Annotated in this window: 17 protein-coding genes, 1 pseudogene and 1 riboswitch; of the genes and pseudogenes, 6 read left to right on the top strand and 12 right to left on the bottom strand. The window is 55.7% G+C overall.

The features are described from left to right. Nucleotides 1-13: 13 nt before the first annotated feature. Nucleotides 14-370 carry a DUF2500 domain-containing protein gene (locus tag HA45_RS06655; protein ID WP_100704242.1) on the bottom strand — a complete coding sequence of 119 codons (357 nt, stop codon included), beginning with the start codon at nt 368-370 and terminating at the stop codon, nt 14-16. A gap of 160 nt (nt 371-530) precedes the next feature. On the opposite strand from HA45_RS06655, the gene HA45_RS06650 reads away from it, so the two are divergent. Further along, nucleotides 531-1,160: a lysoplasmalogenase gene (locus tag HA45_RS06650; protein WP_100704241.1), complete on the top strand. Its 630-nt coding sequence runs from the start codon at nt 531-533 to the stop codon at nt 1,158-1,160. A gap of 93 nt (nt 1,161-1,253) precedes the next feature. Further along, nucleotides 1,254-3,529, top strand: a pseudogene (locus HA45_RS06645) (zinc/cadmium/mercury/lead-transporting ATPase). Here the strand turns inward: HA45_RS06645 and tusA are convergent. Beyond that, a complete protein-coding gene (tusA, locus tag HA45_RS06640; protein ID WP_128598907.1) occupies nt 3,492-3,773 on the bottom strand; it encodes a sulfurtransferase TusA in 282 nt (93 codons plus the stop codon). The pseudogene HA45_RS06645 and the gene tusA sit on opposite strands and share 38 nt — an antisense overlap. 450 nt (nt 3,774-4,223) lie before the next feature. Here tusA and HA45_RS06635 point away from each other — a divergent pair, with 450 nt between their 5' ends. Together HA45_RS06635 and HA45_RS06630 are read left to right on the top strand one after the other, a co-directional pair. Beyond that, nucleotides 4,224-4,889 (top strand): 7-cyano-7-deazaguanine/7-aminomethyl-7-deazaguanine transporter, encoded by a 666-nt coding sequence (locus tag HA45_RS06635; RefSeq protein WP_100704237.1) that lies wholly within the window; start codon nt 4,224-4,226, stop codon nt 4,887-4,889. A gap of 125 nt (nt 4,890-5,014) precedes the next feature. Then, on the top strand, nt 5,015-5,572 hold the full coding sequence (locus tag HA45_RS06630; protein WP_100704236.1) for a DcrB family lipoprotein: 558 nt from the start codon (nt 5,015-5,017) through the stop codon (nt 5,570-5,572). Nucleotides 5,573-5,958: 386 nt separating this feature from the next. Here the strand turns inward: HA45_RS06630 and glgP are convergent, their stop codons facing one another. From glgP to asd, 6 genes are all read right to left on the bottom strand, one after another. After that, nucleotides 5,959-8,406, bottom strand: coding sequence for a glycogen phosphorylase (gene glgP, locus HA45_RS06625; protein WP_100704235.1), 2,448 nt, complete (start codon nt 8,404-8,406; stop codon nt 5,959-5,961). 21 nt (nt 8,407-8,427) lie between these two features. After that, complete coding sequence (gene glgA, locus HA45_RS06620; protein ID WP_100704234.1) at nt 8,428-9,861, bottom strand: glycogen synthase GlgA; 1,434 nt, start codon at nt 9,859-9,861, stop codon at nt 8,428-8,430. A 73-nt stretch (nt 9,862-9,934) separates the two neighbouring features. After that, a complete protein-coding gene (gene glgC / locus HA45_RS06615; RefSeq protein WP_100704233.1) occupies nt 9,935-11,218 on the bottom strand; it encodes a glucose-1-phosphate adenylyltransferase in 1,284 nt (427 codons plus the stop codon). A gap of 10 nt (nt 11,219-11,228) precedes the next feature. Continuing rightward, nucleotides 11,229-13,208, bottom strand: a complete 1,980-nt coding sequence (gene glgX, locus HA45_RS06610; protein WP_100704232.1) for a glycogen debranching protein GlgX — start codon at nt 13,206-13,208, stop codon at nt 11,229-11,231. Then, entirely contained in the window at nt 13,208-15,394 is a 2,187-nt protein-coding gene (glgB, locus tag HA45_RS06605; RefSeq protein ID WP_100704231.1) for a 1,4-alpha-glucan branching enzyme, read from the bottom strand. The genes glgX and glgB overlap by 1 nt, the downstream gene beginning before the upstream one ends. A 359-nt stretch (nt 15,395-15,753) precedes the next feature. Next, complete coding sequence (gene asd, locus HA45_RS06600; RefSeq protein ID WP_100704230.1) at nt 15,754-16,863, bottom strand: aspartate-semialdehyde dehydrogenase; 1,110 nt, start codon at nt 16,861-16,863, stop codon at nt 15,754-15,756. A 207-nt stretch (nt 16,864-17,070) separates the two neighbouring features. Between asd and HA45_RS06595 the strand changes: the two genes are divergently transcribed. Next, nucleotides 17,071-17,664: a YhgN family NAAT transporter gene (locus tag HA45_RS06595; protein WP_100704229.1), complete on the top strand. Its 594-nt coding sequence runs from the start codon at nt 17,071-17,073 to the stop codon at nt 17,662-17,664. A gap of 15 nt (nt 17,665-17,679) precedes the next feature. Next, nucleotides 17,680-18,003, top strand: coding sequence for a DUF805 domain-containing protein (locus HA45_RS06590; protein ID WP_100704228.1), 324 nt, complete (start codon nt 17,680-17,682; stop codon nt 18,001-18,003). A gap of 35 nt (nt 18,004-18,038) precedes the next feature. Here the strand turns inward: HA45_RS06590 and panS are convergent, their stop codons facing one another. The 4 genes from panS to HA45_RS28635 all read right to left on the bottom strand — a co-directional run bounded on the left by panS (nt 18,039) and on the right by HA45_RS28635 (nt 22,014). Beyond that, nucleotides 18,039-18,962, bottom strand: a complete 924-nt coding sequence (gene panS, locus HA45_RS06585) for a ketopantoate/pantoate/pantothenate transporter PanS (protein WP_100704227.1) — start codon at nt 18,960-18,962, stop codon at nt 18,039-18,041. A gap of 181 nt (nt 18,963-19,143) precedes the next feature. Beyond that, nucleotides 19,144-19,836 carry an aquaporin Z gene (aqpZ, locus tag HA45_RS06580; protein WP_100704226.1) on the bottom strand — a complete coding sequence of 231 codons (693 nt, stop codon included), beginning with the start codon at nt 19,834-19,836 and terminating at the stop codon, nt 19,144-19,146. 266 nt (nt 19,837-20,102) lie between these two features. Continuing rightward, nucleotides 20,103-21,458 (bottom strand): lysine-sensitive aspartokinase 3, encoded by a 1,356-nt coding sequence (lysC, locus tag HA45_RS06575; protein WP_100704225.1) that lies wholly within the window; start codon nt 21,456-21,458, stop codon nt 20,103-20,105. A gap of 110 nt (nt 21,459-21,568) precedes the next feature. Further along, nucleotides 21,569-21,763: riboswitch (Lysine riboswitch) on the bottom strand. Nucleotides 21,764-21,885: 122 nt separating this feature from the next. Next, nucleotides 21,886-22,014, bottom strand: a complete 129-nt coding sequence (locus HA45_RS28635; RefSeq protein WP_280174503.1) for a hypothetical protein — start codon at nt 22,012-22,014, stop codon at nt 21,886-21,888. Nucleotides 22,015-22,041: the final 27 nt, after the last annotated feature.

Below are 22,041 nucleotides of genomic sequence, written 5' to 3'. Positions count from 1 at the left end.
GCAGCGGCCCTTTTTACTGCACTGGCGTGAAGCTGACAAAGCGGCTGCCCTGCATTTTCAACTCGCCCTTCGCGCCCTTATCAATATGATGATAATCATTGGCGCTCACCACCACTTTGATATCCCCCGCACCATTTAGCGGATGGAACCAGGCTTCATACTTCATATCCTCGGCCACAATCTCTTCGCGTTGGCGCGAACGGCGATTGGGCGACGGAAACTCACGTTTGGTTTTCACTTCGACGCTCAGTGAGCGCACCGGTGAGGCATCATTCACCGCGGTTTCACGGCGTTGTTTAATAAACTGACGGGTCGCCAAAACGGCAATAATCGCCAGAACGATGAAAAAGATTAGCGGTGGTTTGCTCATGTTTTCTCTCGCGCTTTGCGTTAGTGTCGGGAAAGTAAAGACGACAAAGCATACAACCAGAGTTGACCGATTGTCACATTCGCCGCCAGTAACTTACACTGAGATCGCGATTTTGGGAAAATTCAATACTCTGGCACTGCGCTCAGAAAAGGGAGAAAACATGCTTTGGTCTTTCCTTGCCGTACTTTTTTCCGGTTGGCTTTACGTTGATGCTTCATACCGCGGCCCGCAGTGGCAGCGCTGGCTGTTCAAACCCGTTACCTTGCTGTTGCTGGTTGCCTGGGCCTGGCAAGCGCCCACGCTCAACACCACCGATTACCTGATTCTGGCAGGTCTGGTTGCCACTCTGGTAGGCGATGCGCTGACGTTACTGCCTCGCCAGCAAATGCTCTATGCACTCGGTGCATTCTTCCTCTCTCATCTGCTCTACACCATTAGCTTTGCGGCGCACATGACCATGAGTTTCTTCTGGCCGATCCCGGTGACATTGCTGGTGATTGGGGCAGTGGTGATTGGCGTGATCTGGTCGAAGCTGGAGGATTTACGCTGGCCGATCTGTACCTTGATTGGCATGACGCTGGTGATGAACTGGATGGCGGCAGAGAATTACTTCTTCCGTCCGACGGATTACAGCTTCTCACTGTTGGTGGGTGCGGGATTACTGCTGTTAGGCAATATTGTTTGGTTTATCACGCATTATCGCCGTCGTTTCAGCGCCGATAGCGCCATTGTGGCTGCCTGCTACTTCGCCGGTCACTTTATGATTGTGCGTTCACTGTGGCTGTATTGAAGAAAAGCTGACCTTCTGCTTGACTCTGGAGTCGACTCCAGAGTGTAGCATTCAACGTGCGGGCATTGGCCCGCACTGAATCCTGGAGGTCACATGCACCCACATTCTCATTCCTGCCGCTGTGGAAAATCCCACAGCAAACCCCAGCCGCTGTGCGCCATTCGTAGCGTTTCACCGACGACGCTAAAAATTTCTGCCGCCCTGCCCGCGACACCCGAAAGCGGTTGCGGCTGTTGTGACAACGACAGTAGCAGTCCCGGTGGCGAGAGCGACGCCGAAAGCGACAGGCCCGCGCTAACCTCACATCAATATCGCTGGCAGATTGCTGGCATGGATTGCCCCAGCTGCGCGCGCAAAATTGAAAATGCCGTACAACAACTGCCGCAGGTGCGGGAAGCGCGCGTCATTTTTGCCAGTGAAAAACTGGTGGTAGACGCCGATCACGACATTCGGTCCGCAGTAGAACTGGCGGTGAAGAAGGTCGGCTTTACGCTGACTTCAAACGCGTCACCCGCACCAACTGATGCGCCGAACCGCTGGCAGGAAAATGCCGGTTTACTGCTTCTGGCAATGCTGATGCTCGCCAGTTGGCTGCTAAGCCAGGTTTCTCCTCTTTGGGGCGATCGCCTGTTTGTAGCTACCACGCTGATCGGCTTAGCGCCGATAGCTTACAGCGCATGGAAACTGCTGCGCAGCGGTTCTCCGTTCAGCATTGAAACGTTGATGACCCTCGCCGCCGCCGGTGCGTTAGTGATTGGCGCGCATGCCGAAGCCGCCATGGTGCTGCTGCTGTTCCAACTGGGTGAACGTCTGGAGTCCTACGCGGCTTCACGTGCTCGTCGCGGTGTGACGGCGTTAATGGCGCTGCGTCCCGATACCGCTACGCGTTTGAACGGCACTCAGCGTGAGCAGGTGATGCTGGCTGAGTTACGTCCCGGCGATATCATTGAAGTCGCGGCTGGCGGACGCTTACCCGCCGATGGTGAGCTGCTTATCCTCAGCGCCAGCTTTGATGAAAGCGCACTAACCGGCGAGTCCGTGCCGGTTGCGCGTCAGCCGGGTGAAGCGGTGATGGCGGGTGCCACCAGCGTGGATCGTTTGGTCACGTTAAAGGTCATCTCTCAGCCCGGCCAGAGCGCCATCGATCGCATCTTGCAACTGATTGAAGAAGCCGAAAGCCACCGTGCGCCGGTTGAACGTTTTATCGACCGCTTCAGCCGCATCTATACGCCTGCCATTATGCTGCTGGCGATGTTGGTGATGGTGCTACCCCCCTGTTAGCGGGTGCTGCATGGCTGCCGTGGATCTATAAAGGCCTGACGCTGCTGCTGATTGGTTGCCCCTGTGCACTGGTGATTTCAACCCCCGCAGCGATCACCTCTGGTTTAGCGGCCGCCGCGCGTCAGGGTGCTCTGATCAAAGGTGGCGCCGCGCTGGAACGTCTTAGCCGTATCCAGACCATGGCATTCGATAAAACCGGCACTCTCACCCTCGGCAAACCGCAGGTCACTGAGGTCGATTGCTTCAGTGCGCTGGATGAACAGGAGATGCTGCGTATTGCAGCGGCCGTCGAGCAAGGTTCCAGCCATCCCCTGGCGATCGCCATGGTGCGTGAGGCTGAACAGCGCCAGCTCACACTGCCCCATGCCCAGCAGCAGCAAGCTCTGGCCGGCAGCGGTATTCGTGCACAGATTGATGGCGTGGCCTACCAACTGCTGGCACCGCGCGATGTCACTACGCTCACGGCCGATCAGCAGCAGGCGATAGCGCAACGGGAAGCACAGGGTAAAACCGTGGTGGTGCTGTTGCAGGATGAGACGGTGCTCGGCACCTTAGCGTTGCAGGATCAGCTGCGGGCGGAAGCCGTCACCGCACTGGCACAGCTGAAAGCGCTGGGCATCAATAGCCTGATGCTGACCGGTGATAACCCGCGTGCAGCGGCGTCGATGGCGGCAAAACTGAGCATTGATTATCGCGCCGGGCTGTTGCCTGCCGATAAAGTCGAGGCGGTGCGTCAACTGGGTGAGCAGCAGTCACTGGCGATGGTCGGCGATGGCATTAACGATGCCCCGGCGATGAAAGCTGCCACGATTGGCATTGCCATGGGCAGCGGAACCGATGTGGCGCTGGAAGCTGCCGATGCCGCGCTGACGCAAAATCAGCTGACGATTCTGCCGCGCACCGTGGCGCTGGCACGCCGCACGCGCGCGATTATCCGTCAGAACATTGCGATTGCGCTGGGGCTGAAGGGGATTTTCCTCGTCACCACCCTGCTCGGCTTCACCGGTTTGTGGCTGGCGGTGCTGGCAGATTCCGGTGCCACCGCGCTGGTCACCGCCAATGCCTTGCGATTGCTGCGCCAGCGTTAAGCCGTGCCTTTTTGCAGCAAAACTGGTACGGCAGCGAGTCGGTCTGCTGTGCCAGCAGCTGATGTTCCATAAAGCGGCAAAAGCCGGGAATATCACGCGTGGTGGCCGGATCGTCGGCAATAATTAACAATGTTTCGCCCGCCTGCATAGTGCGCATCGTTTTGCGCACCATCATTACCGGCTCCGGGCAGCGCAGGCCAAGTGCATCAAGCGTGTGGTCCGGCGCAGAAAAGGGATCGCTCATGATTCTCTGTCTTCATTCAAGGTGGGCGCTCATTCTAGCGCGCTAAATGCGCAGCGCAAGGCGATAACGATTGCGTTAAAATTAACCATTGCATTAATTGCGCAACGCGCTAAGATCGCCGCCGTTTTTTACCAAATTGCTTAATCCTCGCAATAATTCGCGCTGTAGCAAGGCGGCAAGAGCGTATATCCCCAGGTGCCTTCTCAAGTAAGTGGCCGGGGTACATGAACGCAGCCAACGCAGCTACAACGTGAAGTATGACGATGTTGATTTACTATATTGCTCAATCCTCGAAATAATTCGTGTTGTAGCAAGGCGGCAAGAGCGCGTATCCCCAAGAGCTTACATAAGTAAGTGACTGGGGTACGTGAACGCAGCCAACGCAGCTACAACGCGAAGTATGAAGAGGATTGTTGGGTTCCCTCACCCCATTACTCAAAAAGGTCAGACATGATTGATTTCTCTGCACGCCAGCGCATGCATGCGCTGTTTTGGCTATCGCTATTCCATCTGCTGGTGATCACTTCCAGTAACTATCTGGTGCAGCTGCCGGTTTCGATTTTCGGTTTCCACACCACCTGGGGTGCGTTCAGTTTTCCGTTTATCTTCCTCGCTACCGATCTCACCGTGCGCATTTTTGGCGCGCCGTTAGCCCGTCGCATTATTCTGGCGGTGATGATCCCGGCACTGTTTATCTCTTACGTGGTGTCCTGCGTGTTCTATCAGGGCGAATGGCAAGGATGGGCATCGCTGGAGCAGGTGAATCTGTTTGTCGCACGTATCGCCAGCGCCAGCTTCATGGCTTATGCGCTCGGTCAGATTCTGGATATCCACGTTTTTAACCGTTTGCGTCGTTTACCGCAGTGGTGGATCGCCCCGGCATCCGCCATGTTCCTCGGTAATATCAGCGATACCATGGCCTTCTTTTTCATCGCCTTTTACAAGAGTCCAGACCCGTTTATGGCCGCGCATTGGGTGGAGATCGCCCTGGTGGATTACAGCTTCAAAGTACTGATCTGCATGATTTTCTTCCTGCCCGCTTACGGTGTATTGCTGAACAGCCTGCTGAAACGGTTGGCTGAGCGCTCAGGTCAACGCCAGGTCAATTTCGGCTAATTGCACATAGACGCCACGCCGCAGCACGCTAAGATTTCCTGACAGAACGGCGGTTGCTTTTGACCGCCGATTCCGTTTTTATAACGGGTGGAAAGCACCTGACTGGAATCATTAAAGGGAAAAGAATGCGTAATTTAGTGAAATATGCGGGTATTGGTTTGTTGGTGCTAGGTCTTGCGGCCTGTGACCAGAAGAAAGACGATGCGGCTGCCGGTGACAACGGTGCCAGCGCCAGCCAGTCCGCTCAGACGGTCAACCTGATGGACGGTAAACTGAGCTTCAACCTGCCTGCGGGCATGTCTGATAAGAGCGGTAAACTCGGCTCTGAATCCACCAATATGCACGTGTACGCGGATGAGAGCGGCCAACGCGCCATCATCGTGATTGCCGGTGACCCGACGAATGAAGCGCTCGATGCGCTGGCACAGCGTCTGGAACAGCAGCAGCGCGGTCGCGATCCGCAGTTGCAGGTCGTTTCTAACAAAGCAGTGACGTTGAAAGATCAGCCCGCTCAGCAGTTGGATACCGTGATTTCAGCCAACAACCAGACGTCATGGTCTTCCGTGATCCTGGCAAAAGTGGATGGCAAACTGCTGACCCTGCAAATTACTCTGCCAGCGGATAACCAGCAGCAGGCGCAGAGCGATGCAGATGCAATTGTGAAAAGCATCACATTAAAATAATTTCCTTCATCCTTCGAACGGCAGATGCGTTGGCTGCGTTCTCTCACCCCGGTCACTTACGTAAGTAAGCTCTCGGGGATTCGTTAACTTGCCGCCTTCCTGCCATTCAAATGATTTTGGGGATCATAGCCCTTCTAACAGCACGCACATAAGGAAGCAGGCTGGGGTCGCTTTGGAGCAGGCAATCCGCAGCGCTGAACAGAATGAGTCTGTCAGGATAGCCCGCAGGACGCGGGCGAAAGGCGGGGCGTCACATGAATGTGCCATTCCCCCGCCGTTCCGTCAGGCTGACGAATGAAGTGAAGGAACCGCGTCAGCGGCGCGAGGACGCCAGCCCCAAAGCGACCCCAGACGGCGTTAGTTCCCACGCTTTCAGGTAGTCTGCCTTACAATCTCACCGGCGAAATGTGCCAGATCTCATCCGCGTATTCCTGAATCGTTCTGTCCGCCGAGAAATAGCCCATATTGGCGATATTTAACGCCGCACGTCGCTGCCACTCGTCTGGCTGGCGATAAAGTTTGTCCACTTTATCCTGGGTATCCACATAGCTGCGGTAATCCGCTAACAGCTGGTAGTGGTCGCCGAAATTCACCAGCGCATCAAACAGATTGCGGTAACGTCCCGGCTCCTGGGGACTAAACACGCCGCTGGCAATCTGCGTCAGCGCCAGGTGGAGATCCGGGTCTTCCTCGTAATATTTACGCGGGTTGTAGCCCTCTTTACGCAGTTGCTCGACCTGCGGCGTGGTGTTGCCGAAGATAAAGATGTTTTCTGCGCCTACATGCTCAAGCATCTCCACATTGGCACCGTCCAGCGTACCAATGGTCAACGCGCCATTCAGGGCAAACTTCATGTTACTGGTACCGGAAGCCTCGGTGCCCGCCGTTGAAATCTGCTCAGAAAGATCCGCTGCCGGAATAATGATCTGCGCCAGACTGACGCTGTAGTTGGGAATAAACACCACCTTCAGCTTGTTCTTCACCTGTGGATCGTTGTTGATCACGTTGGCGACATCGTTGATCAGGTGAATGATGTGCTTGGCCACGTAATAGGCCGAGGCCGCTTTACCGGCGAAGATGTTCACGCGTGGCACCCATTCAGCCGTCGGATCGGCTTTGATGCGGTTATAACGGGTGATTACGTGCAGCACGTTGAGCAGCTGACGTTTATATTCGTGGATACGTTTAATCTGCACATCGAACAGCGCATGGGGATCCACCACGATATCGAGGTTTTTCGCCACCCACTCTGCCAGCCGTTTTTTATTGGCGAATTTGGCATCCGCCACCTGCTCGATAAATGCCGGGTAATCAATGTGCGGCGTGATATCGCTTAACTGACTGAGATCGGTACGCCAGGTGCGGCCGATGGTTTCATCCAACACCTCAGAAAGCGCCGGATTGGCCAATGCCAGCCAGCGTCGCGGGGTAACGCCGTTGGTTTTGTTGCAGAAACGACCGGGGAACAGGCGCGCAAAATCAGCAAACAGCGACTGCACCATCAGGTTGGAGTGCAGCTCGGACACGCCATTGACCTTGTGGCTAACCACAACCGCCAGCCAGGCCATGCGAATGCGGCGACCGTCATTCTCATCAATGATCGAGATGCGCGACATCAAATCCCAGTCATCCGGATAGTAGTCCTGAATGGTTTTCAGGAAGTAATCGTTGATTTCAAACACGATACTGAGATGGCGTGGCAGGATCTTGCCAAACATATCCACTGGCCAGGTTTCCAGTGCCTCCGTCATCAGGGTGTGGTTGGTGTAGGAGAACACCTGACAGGTGACTTCGAAGGCATCGTCCCAGCTGAACTTATGCTCGTCGATTAACAAACGCATCAGTTCCGGGATGGCCAACACCGGATGGGTGTCATTAAGGTGGATAGCAATTTTATCCGCCAGATTGTCCCAGGTTTCGTGCATCTGCCAATGGCGATTGAGAATATCCTGCACCGTCGACGACACGAGGAAATACTCCTGACGCAGGCGCAGTTCACGACCGGAATAGGTTGAGTCATCCGGGTAGAGCACGCGTGACACGTTCTCCGAGTGGTTTTTATCCTCCACTGCCGCAAAGTAATCGCCCTGATTAAACTTACCCAGGTTAATTTCATTGCTGGCCTGCGCGCTCCACAAGCGCAGCGTGTTGGTGGCATCCGTGTCGAAGCCGGGGATAATCTGATCGTAAGCGGCCGCAATGATCTCTTCGGTTTCTACCCAGCGGATGCGCGCACCTTCATGCTGCAAGCGACCGCCAAAGCGCACTTTATAGCGGGTATTGAAGCGCTGAAACTCCCAGGGATTGCCGTATTCCAGCCAGTAATCCGGGGATTCGCGCTGCTGGCCGTCAACGATGTTCTGTTTAAACATGCCGTAGTCATAGCGGATACCGTAGCCGCGCCCTGGCAAACCGAGCGTGGCGAGCGAATCGAGGAAACACGCGGCCAGTCGCCCCAGGCCACCGTTGCCGAGCCCCGGATCGTTCTCTTCATCCATTAGATCGCTGAGATCGAGGCCCATCTCATCCAGCGCCTGATTGAGATCGTCGTAGATGCCCATCGCCAGCAGCGCATTACCAAGCGTGCGGCCCATCAAAAACTCCATCGACAGGTAATACACCTGGCGCACATCCTGAGACAGCTGGGCACGGCTGGATCGCAGCCAACGTTCCACCATGCGATCGCGCACGGCCAGCAGTGAGGCATTAAGCCACTCGTGCTTATTGGCGATCGAGGGGTCTTTACCAATCGTAAACATCAGCTTATAGGCGATGGAGTGCTTCAGCGCATCTACCGTCAGCGTGGGCGAGGCATAGGTGAAAGGTGCATTCATATCCAGTATCCCAATCTCTGATTACAGCAAACGTTGATAAAGATCGCGGTAGGCTTGTGCTGCCACCTGCCAACTAAAATCCATCCCCATCGCCTGGCGCTGAACATAACGCCAGAGTGAAGGACAGGACCACAGAACAAAAGCGCGCCGTATCGCCCGCAGCAGCGACCAGGCATTACTGTCTTCAAAACTGAAGCCACTGGCAACGCCATCGGCGAGGTTCTCCAGTGAACTATCCTGCACGGTATCCGCCAGCCCACCGGTGCGGCGCACCAGCGGCAGCGTGCCATATTTCAGGCCGTACAGCTGCGTCAAGCCGCACGGCTCAAAACGGCTCGGCACCATAATCACATCCGCGCCGCCGACAATGCGATGCGAGAAGGCTTCGTGGTAGCCGATCTGTACGCCGACACTGCCCGGATGTTCGGCAGCCGCGGCGAGAAAACCTTGTTGCAGTTCAGCATCGCCCTGGCCCAGCAGCACTAGCTGGCCGCCTTGCGCCAGTAAACCCGGTAACGCTTCCAGCACCAGATCCAACCCTTTCTGTTTGGTCAGGCGGCTGATAACGCAAAACACCGGCACTTTGTCATCGACCTTCAGGCCCATGGCGATCTGTAGCTGGCGTTTGTTTTCCGCTTTGCTTTCCAACGTTTCGCGGTCGTAACGCGCGGTCAGCAGCAGGTCATGCGCCGGATCCCAAATGCCCGGATCGACCCCGTTCAGAATACCGCTCAGCCGGCCCTCTTTAAGCCGCTGTTCTAACAGTGACTCCATGCCATAGCCAAACTCCGGACGGGTGATCTCCAGAGCATACGTCGGGCTAACGGCGGAAATATGATCGGCATAAAACAATCCCGCCTTGAGGTACGAAATTTGTCCGAAGAACTCCAGACCGTGCATATCGAAAAAGGCGCGCGGAATCTGAATCTCATCCAGATGGCGCGCATTGAACAAGCCCTGATAGGCCAGGTTATGCACGGTAAACACCGTTTTCGCTGGCCGCCCGCGCGCAGCGATATAGGCACAGGTCAATCCTGCGTGCCAGTCATGGGCATGCACCACATCCGGCTGCCATTGGATATCCAACCCGCTGGCCAGCTCGGCGCCCATCCAGCCCAGCAGCGCAAAACGCAGATAATTATCCACATACGCAAACTGCGACGTATCGTGATAAGGACTGCCGGGACGCTCATACAATCCCGGCGCATCAATTAAATAAATGCTAACACCGTTGAAATGTCCAAGTAATAAACGGACCGGTCCGGCAAAAGTGCTTAATTCCGCCACGATCTCGGTGTCAGGAATCCCTTTACGCAGGTCCGGATAGGCGGGAAGCAACACCCGCGTATCCATACCTTCAGCAATCTGAGCCTGAGGCAATGCGCCGACGACATCAGCCAACCCGCCGGTTTTAAGCAGCGGGAAAAGTTCTGAACAGACATGTAAAACCTGCATCCTGGACCCCTATTGTGTTATCGCGCGCGTTCCCCGCGGCGATTGCCTGTGTGCTTGCTCGTTGCTTTCGTGGTCAGCCGGCCAATTTGGCCAGCATGGCGCGCGTCACCAAAACGATGCCTTCTTCTGAACGGTAAAAACGGCGGCTGTCTTCATCGGGGTTTTCACCAATCACCATGCCTTCCGGAATCACGCAGGCGCGATCGATCACGCAACGGCGCAGACGACAAGAACGATTGATGACGACGTCGGGCAACAGCACCGAAGAGTCGATATTGCAAAATGAGTTGATGCGTACGCGCGGAAACAGCACCGAATTCACCACCACCGATCCGGAGATAATGCAGCCGCCAGACACCAGCGAGTTCATCGTCATGCCGTGACTGCCCGAGCGGTCCTGGACAAACTTGGCGGGCGGCAACGGTTCCATGTGGGTGCGAATCGGCCATTCGTGGTCGTACATATCCAGCTCAGGCGTGACAGAGGCCAGATCGAGATTGGCCCGCCAGTAAGCTTCCAGCGTCCCGACATCGCGCCAATACGGCTCGGCGTTTTCATCGTTCTGCACGCACGACAGCGTAAAGGAGTGCGCATAGGCATCACCGCTGGCGACAATTTTTGGCAGTAAATCCTTACCGAAATCGTGGCTCGATTCAGGGATCAGCAGGTCTTCTTCCAGCAGTTGATACAGGTAATCTGCGTTAAACACGTAGATGCCCATGCTGGCTAAAGCTTTGCTGTCGTCACCGGGCATTGAAGGCGGCTGTGGGGGCTTTTCCACAAAATCGATGACGTTGTTGTCCACATCCACCGCCATCACGCCAAATGCCGTGGCTTCTGCCAGCGGCACCGGCAAGCAGGCGATGGTGCATTTCGCACCACGCTCGGCGTGGTCCAGCAACATGCGCGAATAGTCCATTTTGTAGATGTGATCCCCGGCGAGAATCACAATGTACTGCGCGTTGTAGCGACGAATAATGTCGAGGTTCTGCGAGACCGCATCCGCCGTGCCGCGATACCAATGTTCGGTCGCGGCACGCTGCTGCGCCGGCAGTAAATCGACAAACTCGTTCATTTCTTCGTTGAACAGGGACCAGCCACGCTGAATATGCTGCGTCAACGTATGCGACTGATATTGAGTGATGACGCCGATGCGCCGGATACCCGAGTTGATGCAGTTGGACAGCGCAAAGTCGATGATGCGGAACTTACCACCGAAGTGCACTGCAGGTTTGGCGCGTTTGGCAGTGAGATCTTTCAGACGCGTACCGCGCCCGCCAGCAAGGATCAACGCCACCGTTTGTGTAGGGAGCTGGCGCGCCAGCATCAGGGGATCTGTTCTATCTAATTTCACCATGTCTGACTCCTTATGATTGCTTTAGGAACGCACACACGCCGTGTGCGGGCCCGTGCCAGACAGTTGTAAGGATGGGGTTTTCTTCCCCGGCGAAAGGAGGAATGGCACGCCACTCTCCGTCTGGTAAGACAAGGTCACTCACCGATTCCGTGGCGTTTATTGTTATTAACCAGCGGCTGGAGAGCAGGATCTGCATTCTATGCGCCCCCTGTTCCCACTCCTCATTTCCCAGTGGTTTTCCGCTGGCATTGAACCACTGCACGTTGCCATCGCCCTCCTGCCACCAGCGGTCTGCCGTCAGCGCGGGAATGCGCTGACGCAGCCGAATTAAGGCGGCAGTGAAGTCGACCAGTCCAAAATCATCCTGATGCCAGTTCAACCAGGTCAGCGGATTGTCCTGACAGTAAGCATTATTGTTGCCGTGCTGGCTGTGGCCGCGTTCGTCGCCGGACAACAGCATCGGCGTACCTTGTGCCAGCAGCAGCGTGGTGAGTAAGGCGTGCACGCTGCGCCGCCGCCGTTCGACAATATCGAAATTGACCTGCAGCCCTTCTTTGCCATGGTTATGGCTGAAGTTACTGCTGCTGCCGTCACGATTGTCTTCACCGTTGGCCTGATTGTGTTTTTGGTTAAAGCTCACCACGTCACGCAGCGTGAAGCCGTCGTGTGCGGTGATCAGATTGACGCTGGCGTGCGGCAGCCGCCCATCACGCTGAAACACATCGCTGGAGGCGGCAAAACGCCGGGCAAAATCGCCATTGCTGAGCTGGCCGTGCAGCCAGTAGCGGCGCGTGGCATCGCGGAAATGGTCGTTCCATTCGGCGAATCCCACGGGAAAATTGCCTACCTGATAACCGCCGGGCCCGATATCCCACGGCTCTGCAATCAGCTTGACCTGCGACAGCAACGGACAGGCTTTGATGGCGGCAAACAGTGGCGCATCCTGACGATAGTCGGGGGTGCGACCCAGCACGCTGGCGAGATCGAAACGGAAGCCATCGATATGGCAGTCACGCACCCAATAGCGCAGCGCTGCTAATGCCCATTCCATTACCTGCGGATCGCTGAGATTGAGCGTGTTGCCGCAGCCGGTCCAGTTTTGGTATTCACCCTTCGCGTCAAGCCAGTAGTAGCTGGCGTTATCCACACCGCGCAGCGAAATGTTGGGGCCGATCTCTTCCAGTTCAGCGGTATGGTTGAACACCACATCGAGGATCACTTCGATGCCCGCCGCATGCAGCGCTTTGACCGCCTGCTGAAACTCCTGCAAGGGGGTAAAGCCGTGCTCACCCGAGGCATAGCGCGGATCCACCGCCCACAGCGCAAAGGGGTTATAGCCCCAGTAATTGCTGAGACCGAGGCGCTGCAGACGTGGCTCCGTCGCAAAATGCGCAATCGGTAGCAGCTCCAGCGCAGTGATGCCGAGATGACGTAAGTATTTCACCATAGCAGGATGGCCCAGTGCCGCATAAGTCCCGCGCAGCCTTTCCGGAATTTCCGGATGTTGCCGGGTCAGGCCGCGCACGTGCGCCTCATAAATCACCGTATTGCCCCATGGCGTGCGCAGCGGTTTTTCATCATCCCAGTCAAAATCTTCGGCGATCACCAGCGATTTCGGCGCAATGGCGGCGTTATCCTGAGGATCCCGCTCCTGTTGACCGCCGAGAAAACGTGGATCGTCCGGAATATCGCCCTCCACCGCTTTGGCACAGGGATCGACCAGCACTTTAGCCGGATTAAAGCGATGCCCTTGCTGCGGCGCCCACGGACCGTGCACGCGATAGCCGTAACGCTGGCCGGGCTTTAACGCTGGAAAATAGCCGTGCCAGATATCCCCACTGCGCGCGGGCAGCGGAAAGCGGCGCTCAACGCCGTGCACGTCAAACAGGCACAGTTCCACCTGCTCGGCGTGGCGAGAAAACAGCGTGAAGTTAACGCCGCGCCCATCATAATGGGCGCCCAACGGCGTTGGCTGCCCGGTTTCCAGCATCAATCACCCTCCCGCACCAGCCAAATCGTGGCCAGCGGCGGCAAGGTCAGGCTGAGCGATTGTGCCCGGCCATGGCTTTCAATGTCATCGGTATGGGTGATGCCGTGATTGCGCACGTCACTGCCGTGATAATCGCGCTGGTCCGTGTTCATCACTTCCCGCCAGCCACCTTGCTGATTCACGCCAAAGCGGTAAGCCGGACGCGCCACCGGCGTAAAATTGCTGACAACAATAATTTCATTGCCCTCGCGATCGCGGCGCGCAAACACGAACACCGAGTTTTCATGATCGTCGACCACCAGCCACTCAAAACCCTGCGCATCGAAATCCAGCTGGTGTAACGGTGTGAAGTGTTTGTAGCTGTGATTGAGATCGCGCACCAGGCGCTGCACGCCGTTGTGCCAGTTGTCCTCGCCCTCCAGCAAATGCCAGTCGAGACTGCTGTCATGATCCCATTCACGGCCCTGAGCAAACTCGTTGCCCATAAACTGCAGCTTTTTGCCTGGGAAGCCCCACATCCAACCGTAATAGGCGCGCAGATTGGCGAACTTCTGCCAGGCATCGCCGGGCATACGATCGAGAATCGAGCGTTTGCCGTGCACCACTTCGTCATGCGACAGCGGCAACACAAAGTTTTCGGTGTAGTTGTAGAGCATGCCGAAGGTCATCAGATTGTGATGATATTGGCGATGCACCGGGTCGAGTTTCATGTAGTCCAGCGTGTCGTGCATCCAGCCGAGGTTCCATTTAAACCAGAAGCCGAGGCCGCCATCTTCTGAAGGGCGCGTCACGCCAGGATAGTCGGTGGATTCTTCTGCCACGCTGATGGTGCCGGGCGCAGCGCGGCCCAGCGTGCGGTTGGTATGGCGCAGGAACGAGATAGCTTCGAGGTTCTCGCGGCCGCCGAAGTGGTTGGGCACCCATTCGCCCTCTTTGCGGCTGTAATCGCGATAAATCATCGAGGCCACAGCATCAACGCGCAGGCCATCAATGCCAAAGCGCTCCATCCAATACAGCGCATTGCCAGAGAGATAATTGCTGACTTCGCGACGACCAAAGTTGTAGATCAGCGTATTCCAGTCCTGATGGAAGCCTTCACGGGGATCGCTGTGTTCATACAGTTCGGTGCCATCAAATTTTGCCAATCCGAAGTCATCACTTGGGAAGTGGCCCGGCACCCAATCGAGTAACACGTTGAGGCCGGCATCGTGCGCTGCGGCGATAAAGTGGCGGAACTCATCGCGGGTACCAAAGCGGCGCGTGGGGGCATACATGCCAAGAGGCTGATAACCCCAGCTGCCATCAAACGGATGTTCATTGATTGGCAGCAGTTCGATGTGGGTGAAGCCCATCTCTTTGACGTAAGGCACCAACTGCTCGGCTAACTCTTTGTAGCTCAGCCAGAAATTGTTGTCAGTATGGCGGCGCCACGAACCCAGATGCACTTCGTAAATCGAGATAGGTTGGTCAAAAGCGTTAGCGGCTTTACGCTGCGGCTGCATCTCCACTTTCGGCGGCAGACCACAGATCATGGAGGCAGTTTGCGGGCGCATCTGCGCTTCAAAGGCAAAGGGATCGGCTTTGATACGCATCTGCCCTGTCGCATCAATGATTTCATATTTGTAGAGCTGACCATTGACCGCACCCGGCACAAACAGCTCCCAGACGCCGAGTTCACGGCGAAAACGCATCGGGTGACGGCGGCCATCCCAGAAATTGAACTCGCCCACCACCGACACGCGGCGCGCATTGGGTGCCCACACCGAGAAGCGGGTGCCGCTGACGCCATCAATCGTGGCGCTGTGCGCGCCCAGGGTTTCATAAGGTCGCAGATGAGTGCCTTCACCTAACAGCCAGGCATCCATCTCCGCCAGCAGCGGGCCGAAGCGATAAGCATCGTCGATCAGGTTTTGCTGGCCATGCCACGTGACCGCTAATTGATAACGAAACAGGTTTTTTCGGCGAGGGATCACGCCGCTAAAGAAGCCGCGTGAATCAAGACATTTAAGCTGTGCGCATTTGCGTCCGGTGTTGGTTTCAATCACCCACACTTCGGAGGCATCGGGCAGCAGTGCGCGCACTTCAAGGCCTTCGACAGTTTGGTGCATCCCCAGGAAAGAGAAGGGATCGGCATAATTCCCGGCAAAAAGGGCATTGATCGCCAGGCGATCGGGAAGCTCTGACATGACTTTCTTCCTATGATTTTGCGCAGGCGACCGGAGTGGACAAAAAAGTCGCCTCTGGTGCGCTGCTTTTCATTGAGCCATACGTACAACAGCAAGAGAGGACACCGTCCATGGGGGAAGATTTTTTTGCCGTGTACAACAACCATTCAGTTCGGAAAGCAAAAACAGTTAACAACCGGCACATCACTGTTAAATCATAGCTTGGGGCTGGCAGAAGCCAGGGGGGAAAGCAAAATAATCTTGTCGGGCAAGCAAAAAGGGGAAGCGGATCACTTGTCAGGCGCAATTTGCGTTAAGTTTTGCAACCTGAACGATAAAAAAGGCCGGGAAATCCCGGCCTGTCTGGTTTGTCGCTGCGCTTAGTCGATCAGCAAACGCAACATGCGGCGCAACGGTTCAGCCGCGCCCCACAATAGCTGGTCACCCACGGTGAAGGCGGAAAGATATTCCGGCCCCATGTTCAGTTTACGCAGACGGCCCACTGGCGTGGTCAGCGTACCGGTGACCGCCGCAGGTGTCAGTTCACGCATGGTGATTTCGCGATCGTTGGGCACCACTTTCACCCACTCGTTGTGCGAAGCCAGCAGCTGTTCGATTTCGTTCAGCGGGATATCTTTCTTCAGCTTCAGGGTGAACGCCTGGCTGTGGCAGCGCAGTGCACCGACGCGCACGCACAGACCATCGACCGGAATCACGTTGCTGGTGCGCAGAATCTTGTTGGTTTCTGCCTGGCCTTTCCACTCTTCGCGACTCTGGCCGTTATCCAGCTGCTTGTCGATCCAGGGAATCAGGCTGCCCGCCAGCGGAACACCGAAGTTATCGGTCGGCAAGGTGCCGGAACGGGTGAAATCAGTCACGCTGCGTTCGATCTCCAGAATCGCCGAAGCAGGATCCTGCAGGGATTTCGCGACGTGGTCGTGCAGCATGCCCATTTGAGTCAGCAGCTCACGCATGTGGCGCGCGCCGCCGCCGGATGCGGCCTGATAAGTGGCGACTGAGGCCCACTCCACCAGATCGTTAGCGAACAGACCGCCGAGTGACATCAGCATTAGGCTGACGGTGCAGTTACCGCCGACGAAGGTTTTAACGCCGTTGTCGAGGCCCTGACGAATCACATTGTGGTTAACCGGATCGAGAATGATGATGGCGTCATCTTTCATGCGCAGCGTGGAGGCTGCATCAATCCAGTAACCCTGCCAGCCGCTTTCACGCAGCTTAGGATAGACTTCACTGGTGTAGTCACCGCCCTGACAGGTGATAATAATATCCAGCGCCTTCAGCGCCTCGATATCAAAAGCATCCTGCAGCGCACCGGTCGACTTACCGCCGAACGTCGGTGCCGCCTGGCCCAGCTGTGACGTGGAGAAGAAGACCGGATTGATCACATCAAAATCACGTTCTTCACTCATGCGTGACATCAGCACAGAGCCGACCATGCCACGCCAACCAATAAAGCCTACATTCTTCATTTTCTGTCCGTCCGGGGCGTTTTTCACTGTGCCCTTCGTGGTGCAAGGAAAGACCAAGCGGAATATCCAGTTGATCTGCGTAATAATCAGGTTTACCTGCGACCTCCAACTCTACAAAATGCAGGCTTTCTGGCAAGTGAATTAATTCGATTGCGCCAACTTTTTCAGCAGTACAACTAATAACAACGAAGGGAAGGCTTCTCTGCCATGACTGAAATGATATCTGCAACCATCTTACTGTTGTTGATTATGGACCCGCTGGGCAACCTGCCGATTTTTATGTCGGTGCTCAAGCATCTGGAACCTAAGCGCCGACGTGCGGTGTTGATACGTGAAATGCTGATTGCACTGATTATCATGCTGCTGTTCCTGTTCACCGGTGAACGCATTCTGGCGTTCCTCAATTTGCGCACTGAAACCGTCTCGATCTCCGGCGGCATTATTCTGTTCCTGATTGCCATCCGCATGATTTTCCCTTCTGGCGAAACCAGCACCAGCGGATTACCTGCCGGAGAAGAACCGTTTCTGGTGCCGCTGGCGATTCCGCTGGTCGCAGGCCCTTCGCTATTAGCCACGCTGATGCTGCTGTCACATCAATATCCCCATCAGATGTCACATTTGGTGGGCGCATTGCTGATTGCCTGGGGCGTCACCGTGGTGATTCTGCTGATGTCAGGACTGTTTTTACGCCTGCTCGGCGACAAAGGCGTGAATGCGCTGGAGCGCTTGATGGGACTGATTTTGATTATGCTGGCAACGCAGATGTTCCTGGATGGGATTCGCGCTTATCTGAAGCTGTAGCCACAAGGAGGGAAGATGCTGATAACCCGATTTTTCAAGATTATTAAAGATGGCTTTCTTAAGACGTTTAATTTTAGTGGATTAGAAAGGCGTGCAGGTTACGTGGTGTTCATCGTGTTTCAGGTGGGCTGGTTTTGCCTTTACCTGCAGCTGTTTGCCATGAAGAGTGGCGAAATTGCTTTCGTGCCACTGCTGCTGTTTGTCTTGCCGCTGCTGGCCTGTGGCAGTCGAAGAATTAACGATGCGGGTTATTCGCGGGGTGTTTTTCTTCTTTTGCTGATCGCGCCTTATTTGCTGTTCCCTTTCCTGGCATTTCCTGCCTCGGTAGCGCGTAAATAGACAGCGGGCGGCTCATTGGCCGCCCGCTCGCAGGATTACTTCTGCTTCTTCTCAATCGGTTTGCCCGACCAGTAACCGGCCAGCAGCGAACCTGACAAGTTGTGCCACACCGAGAACAGCGCGCCCGGCAAGGCTGCCAGCGGCGAGAAGTAGAGTTTGCCCAGCGTTGCCGCCAGACCCGAGTTCTGCATGCCCACTTCCAGCGCCAGCGTGCGGCAAGTGGATTCGTCAAAGCCAAACAGCTTGCCGCCCCAGTAACCGCCCAGCAGGCCAATGGCGTTATGCAGGATCACCGCCGCAATCACCACCAAGCCCACGGAACCGATAAAGCCCTGGCTGCCGGCAACCACTGCGCTGATGATCAGCAGAATGCACAGCATGGAGAACGCCGGCAGATACGGCTCAACGCGGCGCACCACGCTGTTCATTGAGTGGTGAATAATCAGGCCCAAACCAATCGGGATCACGACGATTTTAATGATGCTCAGCAGCATGCCGACCACATCGACCTGAATGTGGGTATCCACGTAGAAGCGTGTCAGCAGCGGCGTGGCGAAGACGCCCACCAGCGCAGAAACCGAAGAGATGGTCACGGACAAAGCCACATCGCCCTTCGCCAGATAGATCATCACGTTAGAGGCGGTTCCGCTGGCCACGCTGCCCACCAGAATCATCCCGGCGGAAAGGTCCGGCGGCATGTGGAATAGCTTAGCCAGGCCCCAGGCGGCCAGTGGCATCACCAGGTAATGCAAAAAGGTCCCGGCGAAAACCGGTGCCGGACGCGTCAGCACACGTTTGAAATCATCAATATTCAGGGTGACGCCCATGCCGAACATGATCAGCATCAGCAGATAAGTCACCCACGGCCCAATGCCGAGGAACGTTGAGGGAGAATAATACGCCGCGACCGAAAGCAGCACGGCCCAGAGCGGAAACAGGCGGGTAAGTTTGGCGAGCATGGAGAGACTTCCTTAGATATTTTTTAATTTATTTCATATGCCACAGATGAAGTGCCGCGCGGGGAACGACCACAACGACGGACGCGGGATCATAACATTTCATTATCGTGACGTAAGGCGGGAAGTCGCTGGCAGGATAAAATGCGGATCGTCTGCGGTCGATCCGCGGTAATTAGACAAATTACTCTGCTTTTTCCAGTAAAACACGGTAGATCACACCACCGATTGCCGCACCGATGATCGGCATCAGCCAGAACATCCAGAGTTGCTGCAATGCCCAACCGCCCTGGAAGATCGCCACGCCGGTGCTGCGCGCTGGATTGACGGAGGTGTTGGTCACCGGAATACTCACCAGATGGATCAGCGTCAGCGCCAGACCAATGGCAATCGGCGCGAAACCGGCTGGCGCGCGTTTATCGGTTGCGCCCATGATCACCACCAGAAAAATCGCCGTCATTACGGTTTCGCAAATCATACCGGCATACAGACTGAACCCACCGGGCGAATGCTCACCATAGCCGTTCGAGGCAAACCCACTGGCAGCGGCATCAAAACCGGGTTTACCGCTGGCAATCAGGTACAGCACGCCCCCTGCCGCCACGGCACCCACTAACTGCACAATGATGTAAGGGATCACCTGAGCTGCCGGAAAACGTCCTCCTACCGTCAATCCTATGGTGACGGCGGGATTAAAGTGCCCGCCTGAGATGTGCCCCACTGCGAACGCCATCACCAGAACCGTCAAGCCAAACGCCAGCGCCACGCCGGCAAAACCAATCCCCACTTGTGGGAACGTTGCGGCTAATACCGCACTGCCACAACCGCCCAATACCAAAACAAATGTGCCTACCCCTTCAGCAACCAATCTTTGCATGGCCATTCCCTCAAAAAATGAAATATTTTCTCGTTGGAACAATCGATAAGGGCGACTAAAACGCAATCGCTGATTAGGAGCGTAGTGGGATATGGAGACAATTCCAGTGGAGAAATCGAAGGATATTGCTATGAATCATGGGGTTATAAAGAAATCGCTGGCGCGAAAAATCAGCTGCCGCTTGGCTTAATCCCTTGTTTAACGAAATGTATAAAATAAAAAAGCCGGACCAGGTCCGGCTTGATGGATTGCGCTAAAAATTTGCCTTAAGAACCAAAAAGATTCTTATGCAGAGCGCGCACCACTTCTTCCGCGTCTGGCGTCGGGACCAGGAAGCACAGGTTATAGCTGCTGGCACCGTAGCAAATCATCCGCAGATTAAACGGCTCCAGCGCACCAAACACCTCTTTGCCGACACCACAGGCTCTCGACAGGTTGTTGCCGATAATCGCCACCAGCGCCAGGTTCTCTTCCACTTCCACACGGCACAGTGAAGAGAGTTCAGTCAGCAGCGCCTGGGTTAGCAGGCTGTCACCGGTGGTTGACGACCCGGTGGTGTCCAGCGTCAACGCCACGTTCACTTCTGAAGTGGTCACCAGATCAACCGAGATATTGTGGCGGGCCAGAATCGCAAACACTTCCGCCAGGAAGCCGTGTGCGTGCAGCATGTTCAGGCTGTGCAACGTCATCAGCGTTTGCTTACGACGCAGGGCGATCGCACGGAACAGCGGTGGATTCTGGGTTTCATTGCAGACGCGTGTGCCGCCTGCCGCCGGGTCTTTGCTCGAACCGACGAACACCGGAATATCACTGCGCACCGCAGGCAGCAAAGTGGCAGGATGCAGCACTTTTGCACCGAAGATAGCCATTTCAGCCGCTTCTTCGAAGGTGATCTCTTCGATGCGTTTCGCCGTTGGTACTACGCGAGGATCGGTGGTGTAGATGCCGGCAACGTCAGTCCAGATATCCACGCGCGCCGCCTGCAACGCTTCACCCAACAGCGCCGCGGTGTAGTCACTGCCGCCACGGCCCAGCGTGGTGGTGCGGCCTTTGCTTTCGCTGCCGATAAAGCCCTGGGTAACCACCAGCGCTTCCGCAATGCGCGGAGCCAGTTGGACGGTGGTCAACTCTTTCAGCGTGGCGACTTCAGGTTCTGCACGGCCAAAGCGATCGCTGGTGCGCATCACTTTACGCACGTCAAACCACTCGGCGTTCACCTGGCGCTGGCGCAGGACTTCCACGAACAGCAACGTCGACATCAGCTCACCGTGGCTCACCAGCTCATCGGTCAGCGCATGTGAAGTGGCCAGCGCCGTGGCTTCCGCCAGCATTAGGATGTTTTCCAGCATGCGATCAATTTCCTGACGAATCACGTCAGGCGACTGCAAACGATCGATGATGGCGTATTGGATGCTGCGGATTTCATCCAGCAGATAAGCGCGCTGCTCCATTTCCTTGCCTTCCGCTAATGAGACCAACAGATTGGTCACGCCAGCAGACGCAGAGAGCACCACTAAACGGGTGTCAGTATTGGACAGCACGACATCGGCACTGCGGTTCATGGCGTCAAAATCAGCAACGCTGGTGCCGCCAAATTTTGCCACGATCAGAGTTTGAGACATGTTACGAACCTCGTGTCAGATTAGCTTTCCTCCGTTGATTTAACGGAAGAGGTGGTATCAGCCTTGGCACAAGAGAAGAGCGGAATTGGACAGACAAGATCAGGAGATGAGTCACCAAAAGCACTTCACCTTGCGAAACGTCCGACTGTGGACGATTCTGGTGACAACCCAGAGGATTCAGCCCCTGCAGCCGACAGTGCAACACTCCGCGTGTTGTTCCATCTCGGCGTCGCACCCCATGATGTGTTTTCGTTGGATACGGATCCTCAAACACACTGCCTGGGCGACGCGCCTCTTCTGGCTTGCACCCAAAGGTGCAAGTCGCGGGCACAAAATACTGATTAATTCTTCCGCTGTCCAGCCTTGCAACGCGTTGATAATTCATTTTTAGAATTACGCCAGCGCATCGCAGAACAAACGCGAGCGCTCACTCCCGCCTAAAGTAGTCAACGGCGCCAAAAAACGCGGCCTTTTGCTGATGCGGCACAGGGAAATTTTTTGCTGCAACATCGACAATCGCCGCCGGATTAACCTGAAACCGTGCGGCCACGGTCACAAATTTTTTTCCCTTCGATTGCAACTG

The organism is Pantoea rodasii (assembly GCF_002095465.1).
GTDB classification, from domain to species: domain Bacteria; phylum Pseudomonadota; class Gammaproteobacteria; order Enterobacterales; family Enterobacteriaceae; genus Pantoea; species Pantoea rodasii.
The sequence above is the reverse complement of the archived record's forward strand: the minus strand, read 5'-3'. Positions and strand labels throughout refer to the sequence as shown.